At 70.4% G+C, this 9,708-nt stretch carries 10 protein-coding genes; 7 read left to right on the plus strand and 3 right to left on the minus strand.

Features of this window, described 5'->3' with window-relative positions; all coding sequences use genetic code 11:
• Nucleotides 1–3: 3 nt before the first annotated feature.
• The 5 genes from CQZ88_RS14725 (at nucleotide 4) to CQZ88_RS14745 (ending at nucleotide 3,591) form a co-directional block, all read left to right on the plus strand.
• On the plus strand, nucleotides 4–765 hold the full coding sequence (locus CQZ88_RS14725) for an SDR family oxidoreductase (RefSeq protein ID WP_029541573.1): 762 nt from the start codon (nucleotides 4–6) through the stop codon (nucleotides 763–765).
• A complete protein-coding gene (locus tag CQZ88_RS14730; protein WP_082120194.1) occupies nucleotides 762–1,637 on the plus strand; it encodes an NAD(P)-dependent oxidoreductase in 876 nt (291 codons plus the stop codon). Before CQZ88_RS14725 ends, CQZ88_RS14730 begins: the two co-directional genes overlap by 4 nt.
• Complete coding sequence (locus CQZ88_RS14735) at nucleotides 1,634–1,999, plus strand: carboxymuconolactone decarboxylase family protein (protein ID WP_050034654.1); 366 nt, start codon at nucleotides 1,634–1,636, stop codon at nucleotides 1,997–1,999. The genes CQZ88_RS14730 and CQZ88_RS14735 overlap by 4 nt, the downstream gene beginning before the upstream one ends.
• A gap of 47 nt (nucleotides 2,000–2,046) precedes the next feature.
• Nucleotides 2,047–2,817 carry an SDR family NAD(P)-dependent oxidoreductase gene (locus CQZ88_RS14740; RefSeq protein WP_082120193.1) on the plus strand — a complete coding sequence of 257 codons (771 nt, stop codon included), beginning with the start codon at nucleotides 2,047–2,049 and terminating at the stop codon, nucleotides 2,815–2,817.
• A 114-nt stretch (nucleotides 2,818–2,931) separates the two neighbouring features.
• Nucleotides 2,932–3,591 (plus strand): class I SAM-dependent methyltransferase, encoded by a 660-nt coding sequence (locus tag CQZ88_RS14745; RefSeq protein ID WP_102799953.1) that lies wholly within the window; start codon nucleotides 2,932–2,934, stop codon nucleotides 3,589–3,591.
• 4 nt (nucleotides 3,592–3,595) lie between these two features.
• Here CQZ88_RS14745 and CQZ88_RS14750 read toward each other — a convergent pair whose 3' ends face one another.
• The 3 genes from CQZ88_RS14750 to CQZ88_RS14760 are packed head-to-tail and all read right to left on the minus strand — an operon-like array spanning nucleotide 3,596 to nucleotide 6,652.
• A complete protein-coding gene (locus tag CQZ88_RS14750) occupies nucleotides 3,596–4,696 on the minus strand; it encodes a prenyltransferase (protein WP_050034652.1) in 1,101 nt (366 codons plus the stop codon).
• On the minus strand, nucleotides 4,683–5,414 hold the full coding sequence (locus CQZ88_RS14755; protein WP_050034651.1) for a class I SAM-dependent methyltransferase: 732 nt from the start codon (nucleotides 5,412–5,414) through the stop codon (nucleotides 4,683–4,685). Before CQZ88_RS14755 ends, CQZ88_RS14750 begins: the two co-directional genes overlap by 14 nt.
• Nucleotides 5,414–6,652, minus strand: coding sequence for a glycosyltransferase family 4 protein (locus CQZ88_RS14760; protein WP_102799954.1), 1,239 nt, complete (start codon nucleotides 6,650–6,652; stop codon nucleotides 5,414–5,416). The genes CQZ88_RS14755 and CQZ88_RS14760 overlap by 1 nt, the downstream gene beginning before the upstream one ends.
• A gap of 345 nt (nucleotides 6,653–6,997) precedes the next feature.
• Between CQZ88_RS14760 and CQZ88_RS14765 the strand changes: the two genes are divergently transcribed.
• Both CQZ88_RS14765 and CQZ88_RS14770 read left to right on the plus strand, forming a co-directional pair.
• Nucleotides 6,998–7,966 (plus strand): cyclase family protein, encoded by a 969-nt coding sequence (locus tag CQZ88_RS14765; protein WP_006936384.1) that lies wholly within the window; start codon nucleotides 6,998–7,000, stop codon nucleotides 7,964–7,966.
• A complete protein-coding gene (locus CQZ88_RS14770; RefSeq protein ID WP_102799955.1) occupies nucleotides 7,963–9,648 on the plus strand; it encodes a class I adenylate-forming enzyme family protein in 1,686 nt (561 codons plus the stop codon). The genes CQZ88_RS14765 and CQZ88_RS14770 overlap by 4 nt, the downstream gene beginning before the upstream one ends.
• Nucleotides 9,649–9,708 lie beyond the last annotated feature (60 nt).

The raw sequence follows: 9,708 nt of genomic DNA on the forward strand, positions 1-9,708 counted from the left end.
AACATGACCCGCAGCACAACGCGCTTCGCCGACCGCACCGCGATCGTCACCGGATCGGCGCAGGGAATCGGCGAGGCGTACGCCAGAGCCCTTGCCGCCGAGGGCGCCTCCGTCGTCGTCGCGGACATCGACACCGAACGCGGCGAGCAGGTCGCCGAGCAGATCGTCGCCGACGGCGGCATCGCCGTCTTCAAGACCGTCGACGTCTCCGATCCCGACTCGGCCACCGAGCTCGCCGCCTTCACGGTCGAGACGTTCGGCAGCATCGACCACGTCGTCAACAACGCCGCCATCTACGGGGGCATGAAGCTCGACCTGCTGCTCACCGTCCCGTGGGACTACTACAAGAAGTTCATGAGCGTGAACATGGACGGCGCGCTCAACATCACCCGCGCGGCGTGGCCGCACATGACGGACCGCGGCGGTTCCGTCGTCAACCAGTCCTCGACCGCCGCGTGGGTGTACTCCGGCTTCTACGGCCTGGCCAAGGTCGGTGTCAACGGCCTGACCCAGCAGCTGGCCGTCGAACTCGGCGGCTCGAACATCCGCATCAACGCGATCGCCCCGGGTCCGATCGACACCGAGGCCACCCGCACCGTCACGCCGGGAAACATGGTGGCGGACATGGTCTCCACACTGCCGCTGAAGCGGATCGGTACGCCCGGGGACCTGGTGGGAATGTGCCTGTTCCTGCTCTCCGACGAGGCGAACTGGATCACCGGGCAGATCTTCAACGTCGACGGCGGCCAGGTGATCCGCTCGTGACCAGGCTCGGCTACATCGGCCTCGGCAACATGGGCGCGCCGATGGCGAAGCGGCTGCTGGACCGGCCGGGTGGGCTCACCGTCCTCGACGCCCGGCCCGAGGCCGTCGAGCCGTTCACCGCGGCCGGCGCCCGGGCCGCCGGCGACCCCGCCGACCTGGCGCGCGACTGCGACGTCGTCTGCGTCACCGTGGTCGACGACGCGCAGGTCCGCACCGTCGTCGCCGGGCTGCTCGACACGGCCCGGCCCGGCACGGTGATCGCGGTCCACTCGACCATCGCCGACACCACCGCCGTCGAGCTCGCCGCCGAATGCGCCGACCGCGGCGTCGAACTGGTCGACGCGCCCGTCAGCGGCGGGGCCCCCGGCGCCGAGCAGGGCCGGCTCGCGGTGATGGTCGGCGCCTCCGACGCGGCGTTCGACGCGGTACGCGAGCCGTTCTCGCGGTTCGCCGACCTCGTCGTGCACGCCGGTCCGGTCGGCGCGGGCACCCGGATGAAGCTGGCCCGGAATCTACTGCACTTCGTGTCGTTCACCGCGGCCGCGGAGGCGCAGCGCCTCGCCGAGGCGGCCGGGCTGGACATCACCGCGCTCGGGAAGGTGGTCCGCCACACCGACGCGATCACCGGTGGCGCCGGGGCGATCATGCTCCGGGACACCACCGCACCGATCCCGCCGGACGACTTCTGGTTCCCGATCCTCGACCACGTCCGCGCCCTGGGCGAGAAGGACCTGTCGCTGGCCCTCGGCCTCGGCGCCCGTCTCGGCGTCGACCTGCCCCTGGCCACGCGGGCACTGACCGGCCTGGGACCCGGACTCGGCGTCGGCACCGGAGACGTCGCGAGCCGGAACCGACGAGAGGAACGCATATGACCGACGATCGCCGCCGCCGCGGCCTGGACATGATGTCGAAGGTGTACGGCTGGGAGATGCAGGACGGGCCCGGCGACCACTTCGCCGTCACCGCGGACCACCTGTTCGCCGACATCTGGTCCCGGCCCGGGCTCAGTATCCGCGACCGGCGGCTGCTGCTGCTCGGTGCGCTCACCGCACAGGGACTGATCGACGTGGCCGAGATCCAGGTCGGCGCCGCCCTCCACAACGAGGAACTCGACGAACAGCAGCTGAAGGAGATCGCCCTGTTCCTGTGCCACTACGTGGGGTGGCCGCTCGGCACCAAGCTCGACTCGATGATCGGCGGCGTGCTCGCCGGGCGCCGCAAGGCGGCGAAGTGAGCCTGCCACCGGCTCACCGTGCGGCACGAGAACACAGGGAGTGACGAGTGCAGGACTTCGCCGACCGGCCGGGCGCGGCCCTCGTGGCCGGCGGCACCGGCGGGATCGGCCGAGCGGTGTGCCGGGTGCTGGCCGAGCGCGGCAGCGACGTCGCGTTCATGTTCCGCCGCAGCGGGGCGGCCGCCGCAGCCCTGACGACCGAACTGTCCGCGCTCGGCGCGAAGGTGCTGTCGCTGCAGGTGGACCTGGGCGACGGTGCCGCGGCCGCCGGCGGCGTGGACGCGGTGATCGAATCCTTCGGTGCGCTGCACACTCTCGTCTACGCGGCGGGGCCGCACGTGCCGATGCTGCACCTGAGCCGGGTCACGCCCGCGCAGTTCCGCGACCAGCTCGTGGGCGACGCGGGCGCGTTCTTCAACCTCGTCCGTCCCGCCCTGCCCCGGCTACGGGAGTCGCGGGGCAGCATCGTCGCCGTGACCACCGCCGCGACCCGCCGGTTCCCCGTCCGGGACGGTCTGTCGGCCGGGCCCAAGGGTGCGATCGAGGCCCTCGTGCGGGGCCTGGCGGCCGAGGAGGGACGGTTCGGTGTGCGCGTGAACGCGGTGGGGCCGGGCATGCTCACCGACGGCACGGCCGCCCGGCTGATCGGGTCCGGCGATCTCGACGAGCACGCACTGTCGGTCGCGCGGAACAACATTCCGCTGCGCCGCTTCGGCGACGCCGAGGACATCGCCGAGGCGGTCGCGTTCCTCGCCTCGGACCGCGCGGATTTCGTGTCCGGGCAGACACTCGACGTCGACGGCGGTTACGGCGCGTGACCGGCGCCCACCGTGCGCGGGGTACCGCACCGGAACCGGCGATGGGTAATGTGCTCGTCAGTACACGCCGCTTCAGCACCCGCCACCGGACCGCAGCGAACGGAGACCGCCGTCATGACCCGTACCACCCTGCCCCGGGAGATGATCGAACTCGCCGAGGCGACACCGGGTTTCATGCCGATCGACGAGGGCACGGCCCTGCACGACGCCGCGGTGCGCTACCTCGGTGACGGTGTCGGTGTCGAGATCGGCACCTACTGCGGGCGCTCGACCGTCTATCTCGGTGCCGCCGCGAAGGCCACCGGCGGCACGATCGTCACGATCGACCATCATCACGGGTCCGAGGAGCACCAGCCCGGGTGGGCGTACCACGATCCGGCCCTCGTCGACGCGCACACCGGCCGGCTCGACACGGTGGGCCGGTTCCGCCACACCCTCGCCGACGCGGACCTCGAATCCCACGTCGTCGCGGTGCTGGGGCGGTCGGGCCAGGTCGCGGCGTTCTGGCGGACCCCGGCGGCGTTCGTGTTCGTCGACGGCGGTCACAGCAGCGAGGCGGCGCAGGCGGACTACGCGGGCTGGGCTCCCTGGGTGCGTGTCGGCGGGGCCCTGATCATCCACGACGTGTTCCCCGACCCGAAGGACGGCGGACGACCCCCGTACGAGGTCTACCTGCGCGCGCTCGGCAGCGGCGAGTTCGCCGAGGTGTCGGTGACCGGGTCGCTGCGGGTGCTCGAACGCACCGGTGGCACCGTCGGAGTGCTGCCGGGCTGACGGCTCAGACCGTCACCCGGCAGTCCTCGTGGCAGTTCTCGGTCGCGACCCATCCGGAGGGTGCGGCGGCATCGCGGAACACACCGTTGCCCGCGGTGCTGCGTGAGAGCGCGTCGGCGGCGAGGATCACGGCGGCACTGGTCCAGGAGCTCTTCTCCACGGGCCAGCGCTTACCGTCCGTGAAAACCATTCCGGTCCAGTACGACCCGTCCGGATCGCGCAGATGCTGCATGGCCGCGAGCAGTTCCCGGGCCATCGTGGCCTCACCGATCGCGTCCAGCGCGAGCACGAGTTCGCAGGTCTCGGCCCCCGTCACCCACGGCCGATGGTCGACGCAGCGGATTCCGAGACCTCCGACCACGAAATCGTCCCAGCGTTCCCGGATCCGTTGCCGGGCCGGCGCACCGCGCACCGCGCCGCCGAGGACCGGGTAGTACCAGTCCATCGAGTACTCCGGTTTGGGCGCGAACGCCTCCGGGTGCCGGCGCAGCACGTGCCCGAGCCGATACCACGCGACCTCCCAGTCCGGGTGGGGATCGCCGACCACCTCCGAGAGGCGCAGGCCGCACTGCAGGCTGTGGTGGATGCTCGAGCACCCCGTCAGCAGGGCCTCGTCGGCCGCGCCGTGTTCTCCTCGTGCCCAGTAGATCTCACCGCCGGGCGCCTGCAACTCGAGCACATGGTCGAGGGCCGTCCGCACCGTCGGCCACAGCCGTTCCACGTGGTCGACGTCGCCTGTGACGAGGTAGTGGTGCCACACCCCCACCGCGATGTATGCGGTGAAGTTCGAGTCGGCGTCGTGGTTTTCGACGGCATCCTCGCGGAACTGCATGGGCCACGAGCCGTCCGGCCGCTGGGTGCGACGGGACCAGTCGAAGGCCGCCTCCGCCTCTTCGAGCAACCCCGCGGCGGTGAGAGCCATCGCGGACTCGATGTGGTCCCACGGATCCGTGTGACCACCGGGGAACCACGGGATCGCTCCGGAGGACTCCTGCATGTCGGCGATCGCGCGGGCGGTGTGCAGGCACTGTTCCTCGGACAGCACTCCCGGCACGGCCGGAACCGCCGGCCGTGCCCCGCCGGGGCGGAAGTCAGCGGCCGGCAACGGGAACCGTCGGCTTCTCGAGGTAGAACACGACGCTCTTGCCGAGCACCGGGTTCAGCAACGACTCGGCGGTGCGCGTCAGCCACGGCCCCTGCATCAGGTCCCACACGAGGAGCCGGTGATACGCCTTCGTCAGGGGGTTGTCGTCGTTGTCGACGCCCACAGCGCATTTGAGCCACCAGTACGGCGAGTGCAGGGCGTGCGCGTGCTCCCGGCCGCGCACCATCAGGCCTGCCGAGGTCAGCTCGGCCGCGAGCTCGTCGGCCTTGTAGATCCGCACGTGCCCGCCCTCGACCTCGTGATACGCGTCGGACAGCGCCCAGCAGATCTTCTCCGGCAGCCACCGCGGCACGGTGACGGCCGCGACGCCGCCCGGCTTGAGCACACGCACGAATTCGGCGATGGCACGGTCGTCCTCGGGCACGTGCTCGAGCACCTCGGAGATCAGCACGACGTCGAAGGTCTCGTCGTCGTAGGGCAGGGCGAGGGCATCGCCCACCTCGGCCCGGGCTAGGGCACCCTCGGGAACCTGGCCCTCGAGTTCCATCGCCGCGAACATGTCGCCGACGGCCTTCATGTCCTCCGCGCTGCGGTCGAACGCCACCACGTCGGCGCCCCGACGGTAGAGCTCGAACGAGTGCCGGCCCGCACCCGCCCCGATGTCGATGGCACGGTCGCCGGGCTTGACCCCGAGCCGGTCGAAATCGACTGTCAGCATCAGGTGTTCGTCCTTCCTGCCTGCGCCGCCACGGTGTCCTGGTAGGCCCGGACGGTCCGGGCGGCCACGGCCGCCCAGCTGAATCGCTCGAGCACGCGTGCCCGTGCCACCGACCCGAGGCGGATCTGCTCGGCGGGATCGTCGAGAACCCGCGCCAGCGCCGCGGCCAGCTGTTCGCTGTCCCCCGGAGGCACGAGGATGCCCGCGTCGCCGACCACCTCGGGGATCGCGCCGGCGCGGCTCGCGACCAAGGGGGTGGCGCAGGCCATCGCCTCGACCGCGGGCAGCGAGAACCCCTCGTAGAGCGACGGGACCACAGCCACCTGCGCCGAACCGAGCAGCTCGGCCAGCTCGCGGTCGTCGATCCCGGAGACGGTGCGCACCGCGTCGCCGATGGCCAGTTGCTCGATCAGCTTCTCGGTGACCCCGCCGGGCGCGAGCCGGGTGACGAGCACCAGCTCGACCCGCCGTTCGGTGCGCAGCTTCGCCACCGCCTCGAGCAGGTTGGCGACGCCCTTGAGCGGCGCGTCCGCGCTGGCCACGCACACGATGCGGCCGGGCACGCGCTCGGCCGTCGGCGGGGCGAAGACCTCGGTGTCGACGCCCAGCGGGATCGTGCGCAGCCGCCCCTCGGGGATCTCGAAGGCGGTACGGATGTCGTCCTCGGAGGACTTCGAGACGGTGAGCAGGGTGGGGATGCGCCGCGCCACCCGGGCCTGCATGCGCAGGAACCCGTACCAACGGCGCAGGGTGAGCTTGCGGTGCAACGTCGGCGCGCTCGCGAGGTCCAGTTCCCGGTCGCGGGTGATCGGGTGGTGGATCGTCGCGACCAGTGGCAGGCCCGCGTCCGCGATGCGGAGCAGGCCGTAGCCGAGGCACTGATTGTCGTGCACGACGTCGAACTCGGCGGCCCGGGCCCGCAGCAGCCTGGCGGCGCGCAGGCTGAAGGTCAGCGGCTCCGGAAAACCCGCCGTCCACATCGTGCCCAGCTCCAGGAGGTCGATCGCGTCGCGAATCTCGCGCGGGTGCGGAAAGCGGAACGGATCGTCCTCGCGGTAGAGGTCGAGACTGGGCACCTTCACCAGGGTCACCCCGTCGTCCAGCTCGGGGTACGGCTGGCCGGAGAACACCTCGACGTCGTGGCCGAGCGCCGCGAGCTCGCGGCTGAGGTGTCGAACGTACACGCCCTGACCACCGCAGTGCGGCTTGCTGCGGTACGACAGCAGAGCTATTCGCACAGATCACCTCGTTCGTCGTGTCGCCGGAGCGGGTCCGTCCAGAAGATCGAACTCACTCTAGAACATGTTCTCGTCCGACGTGCAACCCGGCGCAGCCCTGCGGATCAGCGCCGGAACCGCACCAGGTCCAGTGCAAACTGAACGTACAGGGTGGCGAGCCGTTCCGCCGTCGAAGACCCGCCGGGACGACACCGGACCGGGCCTGCGGTGCGCATTGCGAGCGGGCGGCGCGCCCTCGTCCTCCGCGGGTTGACACCCGGCGATGTGACCTACACCATAAGCGCACGCTTACCGTACGAACGCTCGGTGAGCGACGAGTGCACCTCGACCCGAAAAGGAGACGGTATGTCCGACGCCCCGTCCATGCGCGAACTGCTCGGCGACGACGCCCCCAGCAACTGGGGACGCTGGGGCGCCGACGATGAGCTCGGAGCTCTGAACTTCCTCGGCACCAAGGAGGTTCTCGGCGGAATCGGCGAGGTCAAGTCCGGCGACGTGTTCACCCTGCAGATCCACATGGGCCGCAAGGAGGCCCCCGGCGATCCCCTGTGGCCCAGCCGCAGCGGCATCGATCGCCGCAACACCCTCGACGAATCGTCGTGGGACGGCGAGGACGCTCCGCAGTTCCCCGGCGGACTGCACTACGCCGACGACACAGCCACCCTCTTCCTGCAGGGCTCCACCCAGTACGACGCCCTCGGCCACGTCTGGTACGACGGCAAACTCTGGAACGGATACGACGCGCGCAGCACCGTCGGCAGCATGGACAAGGCCTCGGTGCTGCCGATCGCCGAGAAGGGCGTTGTGGGCCGGGGGATCCTGATCGATATGGCGCGCCACCGGGGCAAGGACTGGCTCGGCGCCGGCGAGACCTTCGACCACAACGACCTCGAGGCGGCCGCCGCCGCCCAGGGCGTGACCATCGAACCGCACGACATCCTCGTGATCCGGACCGGCTGGCTGAAGTACTGGTACAGCCTCGACGACACCACCGAGTTCTACACCGACTTCTGCGAACCCGGCCTGACCTACAGCCGCGAACTGGTCGAATGGTTCCGGAACCGGGAGATCCCCAACCTGGTCACGGACACCATCGCCAACGAGGTGACCACCGACCCGGCCAGTGGCGTGGCGCTGCCCCTGCACTGCGCGCTCATGCGCAATCTCGGTGTGGCCCTCACCGAGATCGCCTGGCTCGAGGACCTCGCCGACGCGTGCGCCGCCGACAACCGCTGGACCTTCCTGTACACCGCGGCACCACTGAAGGTCGTGGGCGGCACGGGCGCTCCGGTCAATCCGGTCGTCATCCGATGAGCGCAGCCGGACCCCGCGACGCACGCACGGGCGTCTACGACAGCAAGCCTTGGCTCGCGCGCTACGCGCCCGGCCTGCCGATCCACATCGAGCCGGAGTACACCGACGCGCTGGAGATGTTCCGCGCCACCGTCGCTCACGATCCGGACGCGGACATCATCCGCTACTTCGACGGGCGCCTGACCCGCCGCGAACTCGACGAGCAGTCCGACGCGTTCGCGGCCGCACTGACGGCCCACGGCTTCCGCCCGGGTGAGCGGGCGGCGCTGTTCCTGCAGAACGTCCCGCAGTTCGTCGTGGCGCAGCTCGGTGTCTGGAAGGCCGGCGGCATCCCGGTCTCCGTCAACCCCATGAACAAGGAACGCGAGCTCGGCGAAATCCTCCTGGACTCGGGGGCTACCGTGCTCGTCGCACTCCAGGGGCTGTACCGGGACGTCGCACAGCACGTCGTCGCCGGCACCGCCGTCCGGATCGTGATCACCACGTCCGAACTCGAATACCAGACCCGCGGAGACGAGCGGATCTTCTCCGGCATCGAACGCCTCGATCTGCCCGACACCCTCGACCTGCAGACCCTCCTGGCCGAGTTCCGGGGACGGCCCGTCCCCGTGCACACTCTCGGCCCGGACGACATCGCGTTCCTCACCTACACGTCCGGTACGACCGGGCCACCGAAGGGCGCGATGACCACTCACCGCAACGTGGTGTTCAACGCCCGCACCTACCGGGAATGGGTGGGACTCGGCGCGGACGACGTCGTGCTGGGAATCGCCCCGCTGTTCCACATCACCGGGCTCGTCGGGCACATCGCTGTCGCCCTGCTGACAGGTGCGCCGCTGGTGTTGATGTACCGGCTCGACCCCGGCGTGACCCTCGAAACGGTGGCGGTGGAGCGGGCGACGTTCACGGTCGGCTCGATCACCGTGTTCATCGCGCTGATGAACGCCCCCGGCGCCCGCGGGGAGTCGCTGAAGACGCTGACCAAGATCTTCTCCGGCGGAGCGCCGATACCACCGAACACCGTCGCGGCGTTCGAGAGATTCTCCGGGACGTACATCCACAACATCTACGGCCTCACCGAAACCACCTCCCCCTCGCATGCGGTTCCGTTCGGCACCCGGGCTCCGGTGGACGAGGCGTCCGGCGCCCTGTCGGTCGGAGTCCCGACCTTCGACACCGTCGTGCGGATCGTCGACGAGGACGGCAACGACCTTCCCGTCGGTGCGGTGGGCGAGCTCGTCACGTCGGGCCCGCAGGTGGTCGCCGGCTACTGGAACAAGCCTGAGGAGACCGCGACCGCACTGCCCGGGGGTGCCCTCCACACCGGGGACGTCGGGTACATGGACGCCGACGGCTGGTTCTACATCGTCGACCGCAAGAAGGACCAGATCAACGCCGGTGGGTACAAGGTCTGGCCGAGAGAGGTCGAGGACGTGCTCTACGAGCACGAAGCGGTGCGCGAGGCCGCGGTGGTGGGGGTGGTGGACAGCTACCGCGGCGAGACGGTCAAGGCGTTCGTCAGCCTCCGTCCGGGGCATTCGGTCACCGCGGAGGAACTGATCGCCTTCGCCAGGGAGAGAATGGCGGCGTACAAGTACCCGCGGCTGGTGGAGATCATCGACGAGATCCCGAAGACCGTGTCCGGCAAGCTTCTTCGCCGGGAACTCCGGGCCCGCGGCTGAACCGGTCGGGACGGCGAAGGCCCGGTCCGTTTCGGGACCGGGCCTTCGCCGTGAAGCGAC

Source organism: Rhodococcus sp. ENV425, from assembly GCF_002887785.1.
GTDB lineage: Bacteria > Actinomycetota > Actinomycetes > Mycobacteriales > Mycobacteriaceae > Rhodococcus > Rhodococcus aetherivorans.